This is a genomic window from Silvibacterium acidisoli, from assembly GCA_022870745.1.
GTDB lineage: Bacteria > Acidobacteriota > Terriglobia > Terriglobales > Acidobacteriaceae > Silvibacterium.
Genome location: CP085323.1, coordinates 1,151,284 through 1,171,854, shown reverse-complemented (window position 1 = coordinate 1,171,854; position 20,571 = coordinate 1,151,284). Strand labels below are relative to the sequence as shown.

Annotated in this window: 11 protein-coding genes and 3 tRNA genes; 11 read left to right on the top strand and 3 right to left on the bottom strand. The window is 58.8% G+C overall.

Annotated features, from left to right (window positions below; genetic code table 11):
* Positions 1-34: 34 nt before the first annotated feature.
* Positions 35-2,083, bottom strand: a complete 2,049-nt coding sequence (locus LJD29_RS04695; RefSeq protein ID WP_446744599.1) for a S9 family peptidase — start codon at positions 2,081-2,083, stop codon at positions 35-37.
* 72 nt (positions 2,084-2,155) lie between these two features.
* Between LJD29_RS04695 and LJD29_RS04690 the strand changes: the two genes are divergently transcribed.
* Positions 2,156-2,572, top strand: coding sequence for a MauE/DoxX family redox-associated membrane protein (locus LJD29_RS04690; RefSeq protein ID WP_446744598.1), 417 nt, complete (start codon positions 2,156-2,158; stop codon positions 2,570-2,572).
* 6 nt (positions 2,573-2,578) lie between these two features.
* On the opposite strand, the gene LJD29_RS04685 is transcribed toward LJD29_RS04690, so the two are convergent.
* A tRNA-Cys gene (locus LJD29_RS04685) sits at positions 2,579-2,654 on the bottom strand.
* A gap of 48 nt (positions 2,655-2,702) precedes the next feature.
* Positions 2,703-3,359, bottom strand: coding sequence for a peroxiredoxin (locus tag LJD29_RS04680; protein WP_446744597.1), 657 nt, complete (start codon positions 3,357-3,359; stop codon positions 2,703-2,705).
* A gap of 886 nt (positions 3,360-4,245) precedes the next feature.
* Here LJD29_RS04680 and LJD29_RS04675 point away from each other — a divergent pair.
* From LJD29_RS04675 to LJD29_RS04630, 10 genes are all read left to right on the top strand, one after another.
* Positions 4,246-4,674: a response regulator gene (locus LJD29_RS04675; protein WP_446744596.1), complete on the top strand. Its 429-nt coding sequence runs from the start codon at positions 4,246-4,248 to the stop codon at positions 4,672-4,674.
* Positions 4,675-4,681: 7 nt separating this feature from the next.
* Complete coding sequence (locus tag LJD29_RS04670) at positions 4,682-5,419, top strand: ABC transporter ATP-binding protein (RefSeq protein ID WP_446744595.1); 738 nt, start codon at positions 4,682-4,684, stop codon at positions 5,417-5,419.
* Positions 5,420-5,487: 68 nt separating this feature from the next.
* Positions 5,488-5,562, top strand: a tRNA-Gly gene (locus LJD29_RS04665).
* A 77-nt stretch (positions 5,563-5,639) separates the two neighbouring features.
* Positions 5,640-5,714, top strand: a tRNA-Cys gene (locus LJD29_RS04660).
* A 1,319-nt stretch (positions 5,715-7,033) separates the two neighbouring features.
* Positions 7,034-7,786 (top strand): RNA polymerase sigma factor, encoded by a 753-nt coding sequence (locus tag LJD29_RS04655; RefSeq protein WP_446744594.1) that lies wholly within the window; start codon positions 7,034-7,036, stop codon positions 7,784-7,786.
* Between the two features lie 5 nt (positions 7,787-7,791).
* Positions 7,792-9,555, top strand: a complete 1,764-nt coding sequence (locus LJD29_RS04650) for a zf-HC2 domain-containing protein (protein ID WP_446744593.1) — start codon at positions 7,792-7,794, stop codon at positions 9,553-9,555.
* Between the two features lie 85 nt (positions 9,556-9,640).
* On the top strand, positions 9,641-13,534 hold the full coding sequence (locus LJD29_RS04645; RefSeq protein WP_446744592.1) for a hypothetical protein: 3,894 nt from the start codon (positions 9,641-9,643) through the stop codon (positions 13,532-13,534).
* Between the two features lie 146 nt (positions 13,535-13,680).
* Entirely contained in the window at positions 13,681-14,442 is a 762-nt protein-coding gene (locus tag LJD29_RS04640; RefSeq protein ID WP_446744591.1) for a hypothetical protein, read from the top strand.
* A 126-nt stretch (positions 14,443-14,568) separates the two neighbouring features.
* Positions 14,569-16,404, top strand: a complete 1,836-nt coding sequence (locus tag LJD29_RS04635; RefSeq protein ID WP_446744590.1) for a hypothetical protein — start codon at positions 14,569-14,571, stop codon at positions 16,402-16,404.
* A gap of 42 nt (positions 16,405-16,446) precedes the next feature.
* On the top strand, positions 16,447-20,568 hold the full coding sequence (locus LJD29_RS04630) for a carboxypeptidase-like regulatory domain-containing protein (protein WP_446744589.1): 4,122 nt from the start codon (positions 16,447-16,449) through the stop codon (positions 20,566-20,568).
* The last annotated feature ends 3 nt before the right edge of the window (positions 20,569-20,571 follow it).

Here is a 20,571-nt window from a genome sequence, read left to right as displayed (position 1 = left end):
CAGGGTAGCACTCTCCGCATGACCGGGATGTGATCTAGCGCACGGCAGCAGCTGGTGGATTGGGCGCGAGCACCCATTTGTCATACCAGGCAAGATAGCGTTGATAGCGGTCGCGGATGAAGCTGGGGCGCGTGAATCCGTGGAACTGTCCGGGGTAGATGATCAGCTCAGCCGGAACATTCAGCGAACGCAGCGCCTCATACATCTGCTCGCCACCGACGAGCGGGACATTGAAATCCTTATCGCCGCCCATGAAGAGCGTGGGCGTGTGAATGCGGTCGGCGTGGTAAAGCGGATAGCCGAGCTTGATATACGTTTCAGGTGCCTTCCACGGCGGCTGCAGTTCGGTGTCGTACTGGTGGATGTACTGGTCGACTCCGTAAAGGGCTACGGGATTGCCGACACCCGCGCCGCTGATCGCCGCCTTGAAGCGGTTGGTGCTGGCGATGGTGTAGTCGGTGAGGATGCCGCCATAGCTCCAGCCGCCTACGCCGAGATGGTCGGGATCGGCATAGCCTTCCTTGACGGCTTCGTCGACTGCCGCGAGCAGGTCGACAACTTCATGGTTGCCCCAGTCGGCGAAGATGACCTGCTGATATGCGTGCCCTCGGCCTGCGCCACCACGGTAGTTCACGTTAAGGACGGCGTAGCCGTGGCCGGCGAAGACCTGGCGCTCAGGAGTGAAGGAGTGCGCATCCTGCCCGTTGGGTCCGCCGTGAATTCGTAACAGCATGGGATACTTTTTGCCGGCTACGGCATCGGGCGGCAGGGTCAGCAGTGCGTGAACCTTTGTGCCGTCCTTGCTGGTGGCTTCGAGATCGCGGGTTGTGCCGAGCTGCAACTCGGCGAGTAAGGCGTCATTGTGCGTGGTGAGCTTACGCAGGCCGCCGTTTTCATAGGCAAAGAGATTGGCGGGGTCCGCATCTGTACTGCGCAGAAGAACATCATGCCCGGCGAGACGCGCCTGGGTAGTGATGACCCCTGGTTGTTCGATGAGGCGGCGCGTATCGCCAGTCGCAACATCGACTGAGGCGGGATACTCGGAACGGTCATCGGTAACAAGGACGGTTACAGATTTGCCGTCGGCCGAAAAGAGCGGCGAAGACACGTTGCGGTCAAGCTTCGTGGTGAGGATGCGGGGTGCCGACCCGTCCAGGCCGACGATCGTGAGATCGTTCTGGCTGTACTCCTCGAACTTAGGATCGCTGCCCTGCGTGTAGGCGATCCACTTGCTGTCGGGGCTCCATGCGAGGCGTCCGCCGTCCTCGCCGTTGAAGTTGGTGAGCTTGCGCGGAGCGGAGTTTGGCGCGGCGTCTACGACAAAGACGTCGGTGTTGATGGTGCGTTCCCAGTCGGTGTCGTGGTTGCTGACGAAGGCGATTTTGCTTCCGTCAGGCGACCAGGCTGCGTTCATCTCGTCATGCGCGCTGTCGTTGGTCAGCTTGTCGAGTTTCTTCGTCGCTACATCGTAGAGATAGAGCAGGGAACGGTTGTTGCCGGTGAGATAGCCCTGCACGTCCTGCTTGAATTTGTAGCGGTCGATGACGATAGGCTTTGGCTTTTCTTCCTTTTTGTCCTTTTCGTCTTTCTTGTCGGCATCTTCGTCGGCCCGGATGTCGAGCAGCAGCTTTTTGCCATCGGGCGACCAGGCATAGGATCCAAGGTGGCCCTTTACGTCTGTAAACTGGCGTGCCTCGCCACCGCGGCGGTCGAGTACCCATACCTGCGTGCCTTTGGCTTCGCCGGCGCGGTCGGATTCGAAGGAGAGATACTTGCCGTCCGGGCTCCAGCGGGGTGCACTCGCCGAGGATTCGCGGTTATAGGTCAGTTGAACATCTTCGGAGGCATCCCACTTCACCATCCACAGGTCGGTGACGCGCTTGTCTTCCTTTACGTCTATGGAGCTGAGGGTGTACGCGACCCACTGGCCATCGGGAGAGATCTGCGGGTCGGCGAGGTCCTTCAAACGGAAGACGTCGTCAATCGTCATGGGATGAGGCGAGGTCGCTGGCGTCTGGGCGATAGCGCTTGCCGGGAGCAGTGCAAGCATCAGCAGGGCAGAAAGAGATTCGTACCGGAACATGCTGCAAAGTATAGAGCCTGTTTTTACGATTCCTCGCAGCAGGATTCGCACCATGTTCGGAATGGAGGAAGAATGGCGACTGAGGAAACGATTCGCGATCGGCGCTGGGCTTACCTGCTGGTTCGCATCATCCTGGGCATCAATATCGGCGTGCACGGAGCCAGCCGCATCTACATGGGCGCGGGAAAGTTTGCCAGGGGGCTTGTAAAGATGTTTGCCTCGACACCGCTGCCGTCGCAGATGGTCTATAGCTACGCCTTCGCGTTGCCGTTCGCCGAAGCATTGGTCGGCCTGCTGATTTTACTGGGAGTCTTCAGCCGGATCACCTTCATCGCGGGCCTGTTGCTGATGGCGTCGCTTACCTTCGGTTCTACGTTGCGGCAGGATTGGGACTCGGCTGGATTGCAGCTGATCTACGTGATGGTCTACGCAGGGCTGCTGGCGTTCCGCGAATACAATCGCTCTCCCGTGGGAAAGCAGTTGATTTAGGCCGTTTGGAGCACCGGGCGGGGATCGAACCCGCGAATACTGGTTTTGCAGACCAGCGCGTTAGCCACTTCGCCACCGGTGCTCTTGGCTCCCGTGTCCGGGCGGACACGGGAGAGAATTCACATATAGCTTACTTCGGCTGCGTGGTGGTGCGCAGGTAAGGCTTCACGGTCTTATAGCCGGGAAAGATCTTGTCGGCTTCCTCGTTCGAAACCGCGCCGGTGATGATGACATCGCCGCCCTGCTGCCAGTTGGCCGGCGTGGCAACCTTGTGCTTCGCGGTGAGCTGGATCGAGTCGAGCACGCGGATGATCTCGTCGAAGTTGCGGCCGGTGGTCATGGGATAGGCCAGTGTCAGCTTGATGCGCTTGTCGGGCCCAACGACGAAGACCGTGCGTACGGGAGCATTGTTGGCCGGCGTGCGGCCTTCGCAGCTGTCGCCTTCGTCGGCAGGCAGCATGTCATACAGCTTGGCAACGTTCAGGTCGTGATCGCCGATGATGGGGTAATTCACGGCGTGGCCGCCAACTTCCTTGATGTCTTCCGCCCACTTGCTGTGGTCCTTGACGGGGTCGCAGCTGAGGCCGATGACCTTGGCTCCGCGCTGGGCAAACTGGCTTTCGAGAGCAGCGACCGCGCCGAGCTCGGTGGTGCAGACCGGCGTGAAGTCCTTGGGGTGCGAGAAAAGAACGGCCCAGTTATCGCCTATCCACTCGTGGAAGTGGATGGTGCCTTGAGTCGTCTCGGCGGTGAAATCAGGAGCAATATCGTTGATTCGCAGTGACATGTCTCTTTCCTTGGCTCTTTGCTCTCAAAAAGTTTGTACATGAAAAAACCCGCCTGGCGGGTGGCCCCGGCGGGTTCGATGCATCCCTGGAAAAGATCGCCCTAGGAAACAACCCGCGCGGAGCTGCAGCGACAGCAGCAGCACATACACATACGGGTTGAAGCGATCATGGTCATGAAGAAAGCTTGAAGCGCAATGCTGCCGCCTCTGACTACTGAGCATAGAACCTCGGCAGGGGACTGTCAAACCACCTTGCCGTGTGAAACGAACTTGAAAACAGCATGAATGTGCCAGGGCAAAACGCGAGAAAGGCGTCGCACCACGCGCGTTGCAACGGGACGCCTTTTCCGTGAGCGATTCACATGCTTTCAACAGGGGCTGTGTATCGCATCTCCAATATTCACAGTGCCCACGCGGGGGGCGGTGGAACTTTACGCGAAAAACACGCGGATTTTCGCCTCATATTCCCTGTTTACACAGGGTCGGGGTCTTCGTACTCTACGCAAGCGCTTACGAGAAATCGCAAGACGCAACTTTCGCCTTTTAAACACAACTTGAGTTAGAGCGAGGGGCGCGAGCATGTGCGCTCATTGCCGTCTGCCATCTTGCGGGGAGCACGCCGCAAACGCGCAGACGTCGTTGACAGCGCGGGCAACCGTGCGCAGCCCTCTCGTTCTCCGCATCCAGGCCTGAAGCCGGAGCGCGGCACCGTGTCGCGCGGACTGCAATTTTGCAGCCCCGCGATGCGGACGGGGCCGTATTTTCCTTTTCAGGCCAGGTGCGGCCAACGGAACCCCTTGCGGGGCCCACGCCGCCGACGTGTGTCTGGACGTGTGCCTGCATGCTGACAGCTCCCAATGTGCGACGGAGCGGCAGAGGATTTTGGATGCGACCGAAGAAAACGATTCTATGCGTGGACGATAACGAACAGGCTCTTTCTGTACGGGAATTTATGCTGGCGACCCGCGGCTACCGCGTGGTGACGGCGCGCTCCGCCGCCGAAGCGATCGAGATCTTTCGCGAGGGCGGAATTGACATGGTGCTCAGCGACCTGCTGATGCCGCAGATGGATGGCAACGAGATGGTTCGCCGTATGAAGGATATTTCGCCTGAGATCCCCATGCTGCTGGTGAGCGGTACGGTGAAGGCCTTCGATCGCGCCAGCTATGCCGATGCTTTTCTGCCCAAGGGCGCCTGCGTGCCCGCCGAACTGCTCGAGAAGATTCGCGTAATGATCGCCCGCAAGCGCGGCCCCAAGAAGGCAGTTGTCCGGCCGTATCACCTGCCCGAGATGCAGCCCGCGATTGCCTCGTAAGCACAGGATGGGGTCCAGCATTTACAATCAGAACGTGCCGTCGATCATTCATGCTGAACAACTGACCAAGGTTTACCGCGCAGGAAAAGTGGATGTCCAGGCCCTGCGAGGCGTGTCGTTTTCCGTTGAGGCAGGCGAGTTTGTCAGCATCGTCGGACCGTCGGGAAGCGGTAAGTCCACCCTCTTCTATCTGCTGGGCGGCCTGACGCAGGCCACCTCGGGAAAGATCGAGATCGGCGGAGTAGATTTCGCCACGCTGGACGACGCTGAGCGCACGAAAATGCGCAAGTCGAAGATCGGGTTCATCTTCCAGAAGTTCAATCTGCTGCCAACTCTTTCGGCGCGCGCCAATATTGAGATTGCATACGACATCTCCGGGCGCACCGAGCCGCTGGACCAGGCATACCTGTCGCATCTTGCCGATCTGCTGAACATCGGCAAGCGGCTTGAGCATCGTCCTTCCGAATTGTCGGGAGGCGAGCAGCAGCGCGTGGCCATTGCGCGGGCCCTGATCACGCGGCCATCAATTGTGCTGGCGGACGAGCCGACGGGCAATCTCGACACGGAGAACTCCGATATCGTTCTCGAGATGTTGCAGCGGTCAAACAAGGAGTTCAAGCAGACGGTGCTGATGATTACCCATAATCCCGAAGCGGCCCAGATTGGGGACCGGATTCTGCACATGCGCGACGGACATATTACGGGGATCGAAGCAGGCAAAGGCTCTTTAAGTCCAGCCGTTTAGGGCCGGTGGAGTTCCAGAGCCGCAGATTGACCAATCACCATAAGATAGATATATTAGAAAAGTACCAAGCGGGAGTAGCTCAGTGGTAGAGCATCGCCTTGCCAAGGCGAGGGTCGCGGGTTCAAGTCCCGTCTCCCGCTCCAGTCAGCCAAGACTCACAGCTTGGCGATGACCGGTCCGGTCCCATCTATAACGCCTCAAGAAGTTCTTCCTTTCCTAAGGCGCGGTACCCAAGTGGTAAGGGAGAGGTCTGCAAAACCTTTATGCGTCGGTTCGATTCCGACCCGCGCCTCCAGTTCTACCCCCCTCTGATTCCGTCAGCTCCCTGCAAAGGTGTCCGCGAAGATTTGTGCGGAACTCGTGCGCTCTCTACTGGACAGCCATCTCTGATACTCCTTCCATCTTCCTCCGGTACCCGGATCGATAGACGCATTCTTCTCCGAGGAAACGGCGCCGGCTGAGCCGGCCATCTCATTTCGCGCCGGCTTCCAGACCGCCAGTTCGATTCGAACACTCAAAGCGCAACGATAGCTGTTCCAAAATGGGAAAGTCTTTGACTCCTTCGCCAGCAGTATGGCGTGGCCCAAAAATGAGGCTAAGGGAGATTTGTCCACGCGAGAGTTCCATTCTGGGAAGACTGTCCGTGGGAAGCGGAATTCCGTAAACCCGCTTCGCGTATGAAATGCTAGAGGGACGCTGAGAGGAGTAAAAGATATCTCTTCAGTGTCCGCTCTGCAGACGGAAACCGGTCAGTCCTGTCCTGTGTCCTCAATGCCGCCAGATCTTTTACGGGTCGTGCGCGTATATCGACCGTTCCAATCCAATTTGCATTACCTGCGAAGACTGTGGGTAGACCGGTTGTGTTCAAGCCATCCAGCTTGATTGCCTGCATTGAGTCGCGACACTTTTCTCCGGGATGTCAGAGTGACCGGGCGGAATCGTCCTGCTCGGATGATTGGTGCCGCTGCCGGCTTTGCAAGGGGTAGCGGTTCAGGCGTGGGTTTATCTACTTGTATACGGAATACTGCGGGCAAACGGATAAGCTCACTGATCTATGGGGCTATAGGGGCGTTCTTTCGCTTCCTGAAAGATAGAGAGTTCATGCACTTGAGCTTTCGAAATCAGTTATCCGCAATCTCCTCGCAGGCATTCTTCCTGAAGGTCACGACGCCTGATTTGTAATCCGTTTCCTAGTTACCGTCGTAAGGAACTCCGTGCAGCGCCCGGCTGCTTCCTTGTTCCTCGAATGTTAAAGCGAAAAAAAATAATCGAGGGGTAGTTGGGAAAAGGCTATCTTCTCCGTTTTACCAATGAGGGGAATTTTCAGTTGTGCCGGTAGCCCCACCGATGTTTTGAAGAAGCGTGCATAAAACGAAGCCGCCGATGCTGAAGCGGTTATGGATAATTCCTGAATTAATCAACCTAAGCCGGAACCATTGCCGGTGATTTTTTGTAGTTGCTTTGTAAGTTCATGATGCCTGCTTTGACTCATTTTCAGACGACCACTTATGAATGCGCCGAGGCGCATGAGTGCTGGCGTTTCATGCAGCACGAGAATTAACCCGCGATGATGAATCGCTGTAACACACACTTCGATATCGCGGAGTAGGCTTCGTGTCACTGTTGAACACTCACAACCTTCCTCAGATACCCCGAGCATTGCTCGATGACCCTGCTGATGTGTTGATCGACGATGGGGCGGTCTTGATGGACGGGATGGCGGGCGCGATGTGGTTGCGCGCTGGTGAGGAAGAGGTGGCGCTTGTGACTGGGGTGGAAAGTTTTGCGCAGAGGCTGGACGAGAAACACGGTGGAGACGGGGCGAGTCGAAAAAGCAGTTCAAAACCGGCCACTTCGCGGGAAGTTGTGGGCGACTGGCGTCAGCAGACCCTGACTCTCTATGACGCGATCAAGCCGAAGCTTACGCAGTTTTTGCGGCGGCTTGGGCTCGACAAGGATGAGATGGACGATGTTATCCAGGAGACGTTTCTTCGCGTTGCTGCATATCTTCGCGAAGGTGACGTCGAGGAGAACCTGGATTCATGGGTCTATCGGGTCGCACGCAATCTAGCGATGGACGTGCATCGAGTCAATCGGCGTCAGCGCGAGGTTGGCGACCTGGAGTTTGAACCGGGAGAAGAGCCTCTGGACCCGGATGGAAGTCCGGAGTGGACCTACCTGCAGAATGAGCGCTTCAAGCGAGTGACCTCCAGGCTGTCGCAGCTTACCCCGCAGCAGTACAACAGCATCCTGTTGCGGGGGCAGGGGCTGCGTTACCGGGAAATTGGCCGCCTGCTTGGAATCAGCGAGCAACGTGCCGTTCACCTGGTGAAACGTGGATTGCAACGATTGATGGGGGGATTGTAGGTTCCTTGATTCTGACATCGCACAATCTTCTTCGCGGACATGTTTCCGACACAGAGCTCACTCTGCTTGTAACCAACGACCTGCCTCTTCGCAGGCGGGCGCGAGTGGAGCGGCATCTGGCTGCCTGCAATGCGTGCCGGGAACGGCATGGGCGCTTTCACGAGACCTTTTCGCAGGTTGCGATGTATCACGCTCTGCAGGCCATGCAAGGCGTTGGGGAAGAAGGGGACAAGCGGGCGCGACTCGAAGCGCTGCTGAATCAGCTCCCGGAGCAGTTGCCGCATAGCGGCGTCGCGCGCGCGAAAGAAGTCAGGAGGCCTGAAGCACCGTTGAATATGAATCCGATACTTGTGAGCGGCCTGATCCTCGCCATCGCGTCGATCAGCTGTGTCTTTCTGTGGTTGCAGCAATCAAGGCCGACCATAACTTCCAATACTCTTCTGGTGCGCGCCGAGGCCTGGGATTCGGCTGCGCCTCATGGGAACGCTTCTGGAGTGATCCGCCAGACGGTGGAGATCAGCACTTCGCAACGGACGCTTAAATGCACGCTCTATCGCGATGCACAAGGAAAGCGGAAGCTTAGAGACCAGCGCGTGCCGCCGGACCAGGAGTTGTTGCAGAAGAAGCTCGCGGAGGCCAGAATTCCCTGGAGTTCGCCGCTCTCTGCTACGAGTTATCAAAGCTGGCACGACTCCCAGCGGGTGCGCGAAGATCGCATTCGCCGCTCGTCCGGACATTTGCTGGTGCTCACGACGACGACCCCGGATGGAGCGGTGGCCGCGCAGTCCCTGACCGTGCGGGATCAGGATTTCCGCCCGGTGTCCCGGACCGTGTTCTTCCGCAACAGCGAGACCGTGGAGATCGCAGAGCTGAATTATTCAGTGCTGCCATGGGACGCGGTCACCAATAGCCTCTTTGAATCCGGAAATCAGGCAGAGGGAACCGTAGTTGCGGCAGTACGCCCGGCACTGCCCGTGCTGCCGCCTGCGCCGCTCACCGAAGAGCAGTTGAATGACGTGGAGCTCAGCGCAAGGCTGGCATTGGACCGCCTTCATGCGGATACCGGCGAACAAGTTGAGATATCCCGATCGGCTCGTGGGGTGGAGGTGCATGGCATCACGGACACGCGGGAACGGAAGCATGAAATCGAAGCGCAGCTGAATATGCTGCCCCATGTAACGGCCTCCATCTCGAGCATAGAGGAGTTGAAGACAGCGGCTTCGCAACCGCAGGGCTCATCGAGCGTGAAGGTCATGGAGATGCAGACAGCGGCGACTCCGCTGGAGATCTATTACCTTGCGCACGGGCGCGATGTTGCCCCGCTTGGCAGCCTGGCGCAGCGACTGTTCAGCAGCGCTTTCACGATCAACCTGGAAACCAAGGCAATCGAAGATCTGAAACATAGATTTCCCAGCGATGAGAATCTCTCTCCGATTGGTTCGGCTGCGCTTGCTGACCTTCTCTTCACGCATAAACACAAGCTGCTGAGGGCGTTGGAGGACGAAGAACAACTTCTCGCCGACACGCATCTGGTGATTACGGCTTCCACGCCGGCTTCATCGATAACGAATGCAGATGTGACGCTGGATAAGCTGGCCGAGCGAAATTCTGTGCTGATCAGGGAGCTGGCCCTCGATAAGCGCGAGGACAACCGGCCGGCGGAGGCCATCGTCTCCGAGTTGGCCACGTCCATAAGCGATCTGAATCTTCGGGCACACGAAGTGCAGGTTGACCTGCAGAACTCCATGAAGCTGGACAACGGAAAGTAAAGGTTCTCAGGAGATCATGTTACGCAATTGGGGTTGCTCTTCGTCTGCCTGTTCTACGTGTGCGGATGATCTTTGCCGGTTCTCAGTGTCGTGGCTCTGTGTATGCCTGTTCTTTTCCCTGGCATCTCTGGCGCTTCTCTCCGGCTGCGGTAGCGGGCAGGCGACAAAAGCCGGAGCCATCTCGGTGGTTTATGCCAGCGGTGCGACTGCGGCGAACTTTCCGGTGCTGAGCAGCGCCACGGTCGCTATGACTCCGGTGAGTGACCCCGTCAACGCGGGCGTGGACTGGTCAGTCAGTTGCGGTGGAAGTCCGCTCGCTCCGCCAGTGAGCGGACTTACATCTTCAGGTTGTGGAACGCTTCTTCCTGCTCATACGGCGAGCGGAGTTCCGGCGACGTATGTCGCGCCTTCCCTCATTCCTGTGGGCACGAAGGTGACGATCACCGCAAAGGTGACGAGCGATCCGTCGCAAACATCTTCCGTTACTCTGACGATCGCAAACCTGCCGGCGATTGTTACGATCTCTTCCCCTTCATCGATGGCCGTGCGTGCGACGGCGACGCTGAGTGCCTCCGTGGCGAACGATTCGAGCAGTGCGGGAGTTAGATGGTCAGTGATCTGTGGCTCCAGCGATTGCGGTTCGTTCAACCCTGCTACTACTGCAGGTGGAACGAGCACGGTCTACACGGCGCCGATGGAGAGTCCAGCCGGTGGCACCGTGGCGATTACCGCGACATCGGTTGCGAACCCCTCCGATTCAGCCAGCGCCATCATATCGATTCTGCCGATTGCGATTCGGATCTCGCCGGCCACCTACACTGTGGCGGCCGCGGGAACTGCGCAGTTTACAGCTACGGTCACCAATGACGTGAAAGCTGGAGGCGTGACCTGGAGTTGCACTCCCATGAGCAGCTGTGGAAGCTTCAACCCCGCAACGACCGCTAGCGGCGCGGCGACAACGTATAGCGCTCCCGCAACCGTACCCGCAGGCGGGGTGGTGATGATTACAGCCACTTCGGTAACAGACGGTACGGCAAGCGCCACCGCTACCGCGACGATTAACACATCGACGGTCATCGACGTAGCGATGTCGCGCATCGTGCCGGCGTCCGTTGCCGAAGGCAAGACTGCGACGTTGGCCGCTACCGTAACCGGAGATTCCTCGAACGCGGGTGTGGACTGGAGCGCCAGCTGTGGAAGCAGCGCACCGGGCGCGTGCGGCACCTTTAATCCGGCAACGACCAGCAGCGGTTCGACGACGACTTACACAGCTCCGACATCTCTACCACCGGCAAATCCGGTGACGATTACTGCTGCTTCCCACGCCTACGATCTCGATCCGTCGCTCGTGGAGAATGCCGCGACTGCAACAATGACGATCGGCGCGCCGGTTTCGATCGCGTTTATCACGCAGCCGCCTGCGAGTATTGCTACCACCGGCCAGGTAACGGTTAGCGCATCGGTGACCAACGACACGGCGCCAGGTGGCGTGACCTGGTCGGTCGTATGCAGCAACACGACAACAGGTGCCTGCGGGCATGTGACTCCTTACCAAACGGCCGACGGCGAAACCGCTACGTATGTGGCGCCCCCGGTGCTCCCTGGCGTAACGGTGCAGGTTCGAGCTACTTCGACGGTGTCTCCCGCTACCTCCGTTCTTTCGGGTGCGATAACGGTAACGCAATCGACGGCACATTCAATTGCCTTCGTACCCTTTGCGCCGTCGCAGCTATTGCAGGGGACAACAGTAATGCTCAACGCTTCGGTCACTAATGACCCATCCCATGCTGGCGTGGATTGGACAGTCTGCGCGAGCGGGTGTGGATTCTTCACAACGGTGCCGGCGCAGCCGGCAATTCCAGCTGTACCTCCGAGCCCGGGAAATCCAGGGAGTCCGTATGTTCCTCCTGTGCCGGCTGTGACCGCAACCAGTGCGCCAGGATGGCCTAATGGCGTCCCCATCCCTTACACCGCGCCGTCAGTAGCGCCGGAGGGTGGATCGATCCAGATCACCGCGGCAGCTACTGCGGACCGGCTTAACGATGCGGCTATTCCTGCGACGGCCGCTGCAAGCATCGCGATCACCTCCGATGCCACGGGGCCTGCGCTGAATGGCATTGTGAAGGCGGGAACGCTGCCTGTGGTTGGCGCATCGATCTACCTCTATGCGGCCGGGACGGCCGGCTACGCCTCGGCTGCTGTGCCGGTCTCTTCACCCAACGCGACCAGCGCGATTACAACTGACGCGACCGGCAGTTTCACGATTCCAGCCGGCTATGCCTGCCCGGGGCCTGGCAGCCTGATGTACTTCGTTGCGCTCGGCGGACGCCCTGGAGCCACCAATTCGAATCCGAACCTGGCGCTGATGACGGCTCTCGGGCCGTGCAGCAACCTCAGCTCTTCCCCAGTTGTCGTCAACGAGGTGACGACGCTGGTCTCGGCCTCCGCACTGGCTCCGTTCTCAGGGGACGATCCTGTTACCGGCTCCATCAGCTATCTCAACATCGGCTCGCCCAACAGTAATGTAATCGGGCTGGCGAATGCCTTTGCGACGGTCAACAACCTGGTAAATATCACCACGGGTCAGCCGCTGTATAACACTCTTGCCGGCAATGCTGCTGTTCCGTATATCGAGATCAATACCCTTGCGGACATACTCGATGCCTGCGCGGTAACCTCCGGCGGCTCGGCAGGAGACGGCTCTGTATGCGGAAGTCTCTTCGCCGACGCCAATCCGTTGCAGAACTTTGACACGGGTGCTGCCCCGACTGACACACTTCAGGCAATCTTCGATCTGGTGAAGCCACCGGACGCGGATACCACCGGGGCTCCGCAGCTTGAGGCGATCTATAGCACGGCAACCGTCAGCGCGTTTTCGCCCTATCAGCCAATTCTTACGGTCGCTCCGCACGATTGGTCGATCGCGCTTAACTACACCTCTGGCGGCGGAGTGGGTGGATCTGGTTCCACGGGATCGGGATCGTCTGCATTCGCGCTGGATGCTTCAGGAAACCTCTGGATCACGAACACGAACAGCAACAGCGTGAGCGAATGGACAAATCTAGGCGCTCCCATTTCGCCTGCTGTCCTGAGTGGCATCAGCGGCGGCTTCACGCCTGCGGGTCTGAGTCTTCCGGGGCCGATCGCAGTCGATGCGAATGGCTATGTCTGGATCGCCAACGGCAATGGAAGCCTCACTGAGTTGAATGCCACGACCGTTACGCCGGTCGGCGGCAGCCCCTTCTATGGAGGCGGCCTGGCTGGGGCCGGAGCGATGGCCATCGACAAGAGCGGCGACATATGGATTACAAACAGTGGTACTCCTGGCGCTGTCACAGAGTTCAGCAGCGCAGGTATCGCGCTCTCTCCGAGTAGCGGATACACGAATGGGATAACCGATCCCTTGCCGATCGCGGCTGACGCTTCAGGCGACATCTGGCTTAGAAGCGCGCAGCCGGGGCAGAGCGGAAACATCACTTTTACGGAGCTCAATGGAGCGAGCGGCTCACTGATGACATCGGCTGCAAGCACATATGGTCTGCCGGGCCAGGCGCAGGTCGCAGTCGATGCTTCCGGCAATCTCTGGGCGCCGGGACTCTGCAGCGCATGGGAGATTGTCCCAAGCACCACTCGGCCGGGAATGGTCAATGTAACCGGCGATGCGGGCGTCGAAACGGTGGCGAATCCGGAGGCTCTGGCTTTTGACGGGGCGGACCGCCTGTGGCTGGCAAGCTCCGGAGGGAATCAATGCGGATTTACAGCCGTGTCGAATGTCTCTCTTATCGATTCGCCAGACGGGTACTCCTTTACCAGTCCGAGTCTTTCGAATGCTCCGCTGTTCCTGAGTATCGATGGCGCTGGAAATCTCTGGGTGCTGCTCAACAACAACACCGTGACGGAGTTCGTTGGCGTGGCAACCCCAGCGGTAACGCCGTTGGCAACTGCCGTGAAGAACAACAAGCTTGGAGCGAAGCCGTAATGCGACCGGGCAACGATCAAAGGACGGAACCTGAGAAGGTCATGAGGATCAGAAAAGTGTTCGTAACAGCGGGTTTATACAGGATCTCGTGCGGCCCCTACAAAGGCAGAAGCGTCTCACCGGAGCCGGATGGGAGGCTCGTCCGGTTGCTGTTTCCTTGTCTGCTTCTGGCGATCTGCCTGGGCTCTTTCGGATGTGGCAGCGATTCGGAGAAGCCGGCAGTCGGCTCGATCACTGTGACCGATGTGAACGGTTCCGAACAGCCTGCAATTAAGTCCCTGACGGCCGGCAGCGGAACGTATCTCGATGTCGCTCTCACCAATGACACGGCTCATCTGGGCGCAGACTGGACGGTCATCTGCGGCGATGCGTTGCCTCCCGGCACTCCGCTGCCTCCAGGGCAGACTGTCGATACTTCATGCGGTTCTTTCACGCCGGTTCACACTGCCAGCGCTCCTGTCCCCAGCTACGCGTTGAATGCCAACGGCATTGTTACGTATTACACGGCTCCGGCGACGCCGCCCTCTTCGGGAACGGTGACCCTCTATGCTGCGGCATCGGCAGATCATTCGCGGTTCTCGGCCCTGACGCTGGTCATCGCCGGGCAGCCCATCTCGGTCGGCATTGTGGCTTCGACACCGCCGCCTTTCACTCTTTCTACCAGCAGCACCATGTCACTCACGGGCACGCTCAGCAACGACTACACCGCAGGCGGAGGAAACATCAGCTGGTCGCTCGCCTGCCAGTCGAGTGATTGCGGCTCGCTGAGTGCGACGACAACCAAGAGCGGAACAGCGATCAACTACACAGCTCCGGCGAATGTGCCGATGGGGAACACAGTTACGGTTACGGCGACATCTGTCACGAACCCCGCAGTATCCGACAGTATCGTCATCACGATTACTTAACAACGCAATTTCCGAAAACCGGATGCCCCCAAAGACCGTGCAAGCGGGCCTTAAGGATACGTGTCGGCTTAAACGGGGTTCGGACGAAAAGATCGACGATCGGATGCAGGGAGAGAGGAAAGAATCATGGGAAAAAAAGCATTTGGAGTTCTTCTGATGACGCTGAGCCTCGTTGGCGCGCAGGCACAGAGCACTGTGAAGCAGGCGCAGCCGAAACACGGCCGGGTCAGGCAGAAGACCGAGGAAGAGCTGCTCCTCGAACAACTGGGCGAGAAGCTCCAGACACTTGACCGCATGAACGACAAGGTCGATGACCTTCAGCAGCAGATTCAGGACCTGAAGCATCAGCTGCAAACGGCCAACCAGACAGCCGAAGCAGCGAGGGCGGATGCCGCCAGTGCGCGGAAAGAACTTGAGAGTCAGCAGGAAGTAATAGGGCACAACGATCAACAGGTCGCAACACTGCAGGGGGCGGTGTCGGATCTGAAGGGTACTTCTGCGTCGCTGCTGCAGACTGAGCAGAAGACACAACAAGCTCTCGAGCATCCAGACGCGCTCCACTTTAAGGGTATCGATCTGAAGCCGGGCGGATTCTTCGCCGGCGAGACGGTCGATCGTCAACGCGCCACCGGTTCGGATGTCAACACGCCGTTCTCGAGCATTCCTTTTGGGGGGCAGACCGCCGGCGTGCTCTCCGAGTTCAACGCCAGCGGACGGCAATCGCGGCTCTCTCTGCTTGCCGAAGGCAAGCTGTCGAAGTCCACGATACGCGGTTATGTCGAAGGAGACTTTCTCTCCGCGGGAACAACCTCCAACGACAACCAGTCGAACAGCTATACGCTGCGCCTGCGCCAGGCGTGGGCGCAGGCGGCGCTCAACAGCGGCTGGACGATCACCGGCGGCCAGATGTGGTCGCTGGCGACCGAATACAGGCACGCCCTCGACAACAACGCTGAGGCCATTCCTCTCACCATCGACGCGCAGTACAACGTGGGCTTCACCTGGGAGCGCCAGTATGGCTTTCGCGTGACAAAGAACATCGGCCCGAGACTCTGGATTGGCGGCGCGGTCGAAGAGGCGCAGACCCTCAATCTTGGCGGGCACAACCTGCCGGCCATTGTCTACCAGTCGGCAGGCACGGGCGGCGGCTTGTATAACCCGTCTGCGAACTACAGCTACAACTACGCTCCCGACCTGGTCGCGAAGATTGCCTGGGAGCCGGGCTTTGGGCATTACGAGCTATTCGGTGTCGGCCGATTCTTCCGCGCCCGTGCATTTCCGAATGCGCAGCTGGCGAGCGACCCCTCGGCGCTTGATGCCTTCACGACCAAGGCCGCAGGCGGCGGCGTAGGTGCGAATGCCCGCGTTCCTCTCTTCGGCAAGCGGCTTGATCTGGGAGCACACATTCTGGCGGGGGATGGCGTGGGCCGCTACAGCACGACGACCTTCGCGGATGCTACGGCGCATCCTGATGGCTCGCTCGAGCTTCTGGCCGGTGGGTCGGCGCTGGGAAGCGCGGAGTGGCATGCGACACGGCGGCTCGATCTCTACGGCTACTACGGCGGCGAGTACGCCAAGCGCGCGTATTACCCCAATGGCCTCTTCGTCACCACACCCGGTCCGACATATGGCGAGCCCATCCTGACAGGTTATGGCGCTCCTAACAACGTTTTGAGCGGATGCTACACCGAAGCCGTGCCTGTTACCTCGCCGAATGGCGGAGGGTATGTGCCCGGCACTGCGGCCAACTGCAATGCCGACAACCGCAATATCCAGGAAGGGACCCTTGGCTACTGGTTCCGGCTCTACAAGGGACCGCGCGGCACCTTTCAGCAGGGCATTCAGTACTCCTACGCGGAGCGGCGCACCTGGCAGGGAAGCGGCGAGAACGGCCTCGGCTTTTCTCCCAAGGCGATCGAAAACATGTGGTTTACCTCGTTCCGCTATTACCTGCCGCAGTAAGCGCCGTTACGCGGGCGCCGACGAAGAGAGAGGAGTATAGAAATGTTGCGATTGTTCCCTCGACTGTTGATCGTGGCGCTGGGTTTCCTGGCGTTTGGCGGTGCGGTCGGTTTTGCGCAGAGCGGCCAGATCTCGGGGCGTATTACAGACCCGCAGAGCGCGGCCATTCCAGGCGCCGCAGTACAGATCGTGAATCAGGATAGAAACTTCAAGCGCGATACCACGACCAACAACGAGGGAATGTACTCCGCTTCATACCTGCCGCCGGGCAGGTATGAGATCAACGTCAAGAAAGAAGGCTTCAGCAGCGGCGACAGGGAAGTGCCGTTGGCAGTAGGGCAGGCACTCGTTCTCGATATCCAGATGACGGTTGCCTCTTCCAATACCGATGTGACGGTCCAGGCCGAAACGTCAAACCAGATCGAGCTAGGCACCGCTTCACTCTCAACCACGATGTCGAATGAAGAGGTCGCGGCCTACGGCCTGAACGGCCGAAACTTTGCGCAGCTGATCACGATGGCGCCGGGCGTAAGCAACCAGACCGGGCAGGATGAGGCCAAGGTCGGTGTTGCCGGAAGCGCCAAGTTCAGCGTCAACGGCGGCCGAGTGGAGTACAACACCTTCGAAGTCGACGGCAGCGACGTGTTGAACACCAGCATCAATGCCAGCCGCGGCCAGGGCGAGCCGCTGATGGTGTATCCCAGCATCGATGCCATCCAGGAAATGAAGGTGTTGACGGGCGACTATAGCGCTCTGTATGGAAAGAGCGCTTCGGGCAGCGTACTGGTCACGACCAAGTCGGGAGGGCCGTCGTTTCATGGCGATCTGTACGGTTTTGTCCGCAACGAAATGTTCAACGCCCGTAATTATTTCGATCCGGTTATACCCGGTCCGAACGGGCAGCCCGAGAAGCGTACTCCTCTCTATCGCAGGCAGGACTACGGCGGAACCATAGGCGGTCCACTGTACATCCCGCACGTTTACAACACCGGTAAAGACAAGACCTTCTTCTTCTTCTCCGAGGAACTGCGTCTGGAAAAAACTCCGGTGGACTACAGCCAGGCTGTGCCCACCACTGCGGAGCGATCCGGCAACTTCAGCGATGTGTGTCCGGTGCTGATCCCCGGCAGTACGCAGGGCACCCTCAACATCATGCGGTATCCGGACTGTCCGCACATGCTCGCCTCCAGCAACCTGAATCAGTATGTTGCGGCGTCGCAGGTAAACGTCAACTACACCAGCCAGGCCCTGTTGAACACTGGCCTGATTCCTGCGCCGAACTCCGTCTTCGGATGCGATACCACGAATCCCACGACAGAGCCGCGCTGTTATGTTGCTGCTATCTCGCCGCCAACTTACTGGCGTGAAGAACTCTTTCGCATCGACCAGGTTCTGACTCCGAACGAACAGCTGGATTTTCGCTACGTCCACGATGCGTGGGATACGACGACGCTCGCGCCGCAATGGGGAGTCGTGCAGAACAGCTTTCCCACAGTCGAGAACCGGCTCTTCGGTCCGGGCCTCGATCTGGTGGCGAGCCTTGCCTCGGTTCTGCCGCACAGCGTGTTGAATCGGCTGACGCTCAGCTACGCCGTCGAGCACATCAGCCTGACTCCGCAGCCTGGCCCTGGTTTGTCCTCGCTCTCGCGGCCCGGAATTCTGGACAATCCGTCGGCGGTTCTCGGTAACTCAATTGGAGATACGAACTGCGGCGTTGCGACCGGTCCCGTTCAGCCAAACGGAAAATCACAAACCGTGAATGAATGCCCGATGGGCTACATCTTCAACAACGGCTTCGGTGGCAACAAGACGCCGGGTCTCGATTTTCAAGGCACGAACGGCGCCTACGGTGGTCACGGATTCGCAGCCGATACAGGCTACGCACCGTGGAACCAGGCCAATCCCACTTACTCCATCCGCGACGATCTCAGCAAGGTCTGGGGACGCCACACCATCCAGGTGGGCTTCGAGGCTACGTATGCGCAGCAGAACGAACTGAGCGCGGTCAGCGGCGCGAACTCCGGCGATCTGCAGGGACTGCTCACCTTCAGCAATCAGCAGTCTAAGTACACCTCGGGCAATGCCTTTGCGGACTTCCTTGCTGGCCCGGGGCTCGAATCTCAGTCGCAGATCAACTCCCAGTCCGGCACCTATGGCATTACTGCCATCAAGAGCTATACGCAGGACAGCGGCCAGAGAAAGTACTACAGCCGTTACAAATTAGCGGAGGTCTATCTGCAGGATGACTTCCGTGTGAACAGCCGTCTTACGCTGAATCTCGGCTTACGGGCCAGCCTCTTCGGCAACTGGTACAACCCCAAGGACACGGCCTATAACTGGCTTCCCGCGAACTACAACAGGTCTGTCGGCGGGTCGATCTTTGTCGATCCCAACAATGGTTATCTGGTGAACACATTCACCGGGGCTCCTATTCCATTGAATGTCGCCGGTCAACCTTCTATCACCAATGGACTCACACAATGCGGTGTAAACGGCGTCTCGAATAGCTGCATGTCGAGCAGCACGTTTCATCCTGGCCCTCGCTTTGGGTTTTCATGGGATCCGTTCGGAGATGGCAAGATGGCAATTCGCGGCGGCTATGGTCTTTTCTGGGAGCATGGCACCGGCTATGAAGCAAACGTCGGCTCACTGATCGGCAGTGCGCCCCTGGTGTTGAGCGAGACGCAGTCGAATCCTGGCGGGCAGGTTTTGCAAGGAATGAACGCGGTCGTTGGCAGTTATAACACCATCGGATATTCCTGCCAGGATGGTGCAACGCAATGCGGCAGTGCGAGCACGCTGGGCAGCACAACCTATCCGCTCAACGTCACCTCGATTCCCACCAAAGCTGTGTATCCCTACACGCAGCAGTGGAGCATCAGCGTACAGCGCCAGGTGCAGAAGAACCTTGTCGCACAACTCGCGTATGTAGGAACCAAGGGCACGCATCTCACCGCGGTTCGCGATCTCAACCAGTTGGAGCCTGTGTCTTCAAATCCCTTTCTGCCCGGACAGCCAATTACTGCCTCAGTCTGCGGTGCTGGCGCTTTGGATAATTTCTTTCCCACCTCGATCACTGGCATTACGGGATCCACCTCGCCCGGTATCGGTCCGTCTTCGCCGGGTTGGACCAACATGGTGGTGGCCTGCACCGGCAATCCGGGTTTCGCCAGCGGCGCCGGTACCCTGCTGGGATTCAGTGCGGATGCGGTCCGTCCTTATCCGGGCTTCAGCAACATCATCTCGGTCGATAACATCGCCAACTCTTCCTATCACGCTCTCCAGGGCACGTTGCGAGAAGTCACCGGTCCTCTGACGATCGGCCTCGCTTATACCTACAGCCACTCCATCGATGATTCTTCCGATCGTTCGAGTGCCAACTTCACCAACTCGCTCGACATCCGCACCAATCGCGGAAGTTCGGACTTCGATCAGCGCCACATGCTCAACGTCAACTACGTCTACAGCCTGCCGCTGGTGCGCTGGATCGATGGCTTCAACGATCTCATCGGTTCCGATGATTCAGGCGGTGCAACCGCTCCGCAATCCAGCTCAGGAGAGCGGATCCGCAAAGCCGTCTTCGATCAGTGGCAGATATCGGGTATCACGACTTATCAGACGGGCACACCCTTCAGCGTAATCAACGGCGGCTCGGGCAACGGTACCGGCCCGGCGGACAACGCGGGAGTCGGGGATGGGCTCGGCGTCGGTTCCTATCCTGACAGGATTGCGAGCCCAAATGGTCCGAAGCCTTATGTCTCAAGCTCTTCCAACGGATCGAACGTTGGGCCGCTGCTAGGCAATCCCGGTGCCTTCGTTGCGCCGCAGGGTCTCACCTTTGGCAGCGCCGGCCGCAATGTCATGAGCAATCCCACACGGATCAACTTCAACATGGCGCTTCTCAAGCACTTCAAGGCGTTTCACGAGCGGAGTGATGTCGAGTTTCGCACGGAAGCGTTCAACGTGTTCAACCATACCCAGTTCCGTGTCTACGATCCCAGCCATCCGGGCAACACCGGCAACAACGTGATCAATTGCTACGGAGATATCTCGACAGGTTACTCGGCAGGCGCCTCCGGCTGTCTTGCCGGCAATTCATTCCTGCATCCGGTAGACGCGCACGATCCACGCATTCTGCAGTTCGCCTTGAAGTTCGGTTTCTAGGGA

Coding starts and splice junctions, on each gene's coding strand:
- LJD29_RS04695 (WP_446744599.1), bottom strand. CDS start 2,083: ATGTTCCGGTACGAATCTCTTTCTGCCCTGCTGATGCTTGCACTGCTC.
- LJD29_RS04690 (WP_446744598.1), top strand. CDS start 2,156: ATGGCGACTGAGGAAACGATTCGCGATCGGCGCTGGGCTTACCTGCTG.
- LJD29_RS04680 (WP_446744597.1), bottom strand. CDS start 3,359: ATGTCACTGCGAATCAACGATATTGCTCCTGATTTCACCGCCGAGACG.
- LJD29_RS04675 (WP_446744596.1), top strand. CDS start 4,246: ATGCGACCGAAGAAAACGATTCTATGCGTGGACGATAACGAACAGGCT.
- LJD29_RS04670 (WP_446744595.1), top strand. CDS start 4,682: ATGGGGTCCAGCATTTACAATCAGAACGTGCCGTCGATCATTCATGCT.
- LJD29_RS04635 (WP_446744590.1), top strand. CDS start 14,569: ATGGGAAAAAAAGCATTTGGAGTTCTTCTGATGACGCTGAGCCTCGTT.
- LJD29_RS04630 (WP_446744589.1), top strand. CDS start 16,447: ATGTTGCGATTGTTCCCTCGACTGTTGATCGTGGCGCTGGGTTTCCTG.